1 protein-coding gene and 1 pseudogene are annotated in these 718 nt (G+C 70.5%); one reads left to right on the top strand and one right to left on the bottom strand.

What is annotated here, in order from left to right; genetic code table 11:
* Positions 1-235 (bottom strand): annotated as a pseudogene (locus tag C3481_RS16135) (hypothetical protein); the annotation flags it as partial.
* A 194-nt stretch (positions 236-429) separates the two neighbouring features.
* Between C3481_RS16135 and C3481_RS16130 the strand changes: the two are divergent.
* On the top strand, positions 430-718 hold a 289-nt coding region (locus tag C3481_RS16130; protein WP_219817684.1), incomplete at its 3' end, for a hypothetical protein.

Below are 718 nucleotides of genomic sequence, written 5' to 3'. Positions count from 1 at the left end.
ACTGCAACGCCTGCTGCGGCCGGTCGGCCAGCACCCGCCCGAAGGCGTCGGCTATCCCCGCCGTGTCGAACAGCTCCGGCGCCGGCAGCCCGCCGGCGAACGAGATCACCTCGGGCCGCGCGGTCAGCGCCAGGATCTCCCGTACGGGCGAGGCCCCCGTCCGCGACGCCCGCCCGGCAAGCCCGGGAACGGGCGCCGTGGTGGCGACGGTGGGTGCGGTGGCGGTTTCCGGCATGGCGGCTGACTCCCATCACTCGTGCCGCGCCAACGCCGTTAACCAGCGTTAGCTGCAGTAGTCATGGAGCTTATGCCGGTAAACGTCCGGCGTGCATGACTTTCCACATCCTGGGCCGCCAAAGACACACCTCTCGCCATGGAAGCGGTCGCGACCCTCCTCATCTGATGCCCTGTCAGCTACACCTGGCTGCCATGACCGAAGACACCAGGAGCGAGACGTACGGGGAGCTGGCCGCCGTCGGGCCGTACGGCGTGCGCCCGGGGCACGCGCTGATCACCATGGTCGAGCCGCACCCCGGCCAGGAGCGCGCCTACAACCGCTGGTACGAGGACGACCATTTCATCGCCGGCGCGATGGCCATGCCGTGGATCTTCGCGGGGCGCCGCTGGGTCGCCACCCGCGACCTGCAGCTCCTCCGCTATCCCGACCCGTCGGCGGTGGCCGACCCGGTCACGGCCGGCTGCTACCTGACGACGTACT

The organism is Microbacterium sp. Ru50 (assembly GCF_002920555.1).
Taxonomy (GTDB): Bacteria; Actinomycetota; Actinomycetes; order Actinomycetales; family Microbacteriaceae; genus Microbacterium; species Microbacterium arborescens.
The sequence above is the reverse complement of the archived record's forward strand: the minus strand, read 5'-3'. Positions and strand labels throughout refer to the sequence as shown.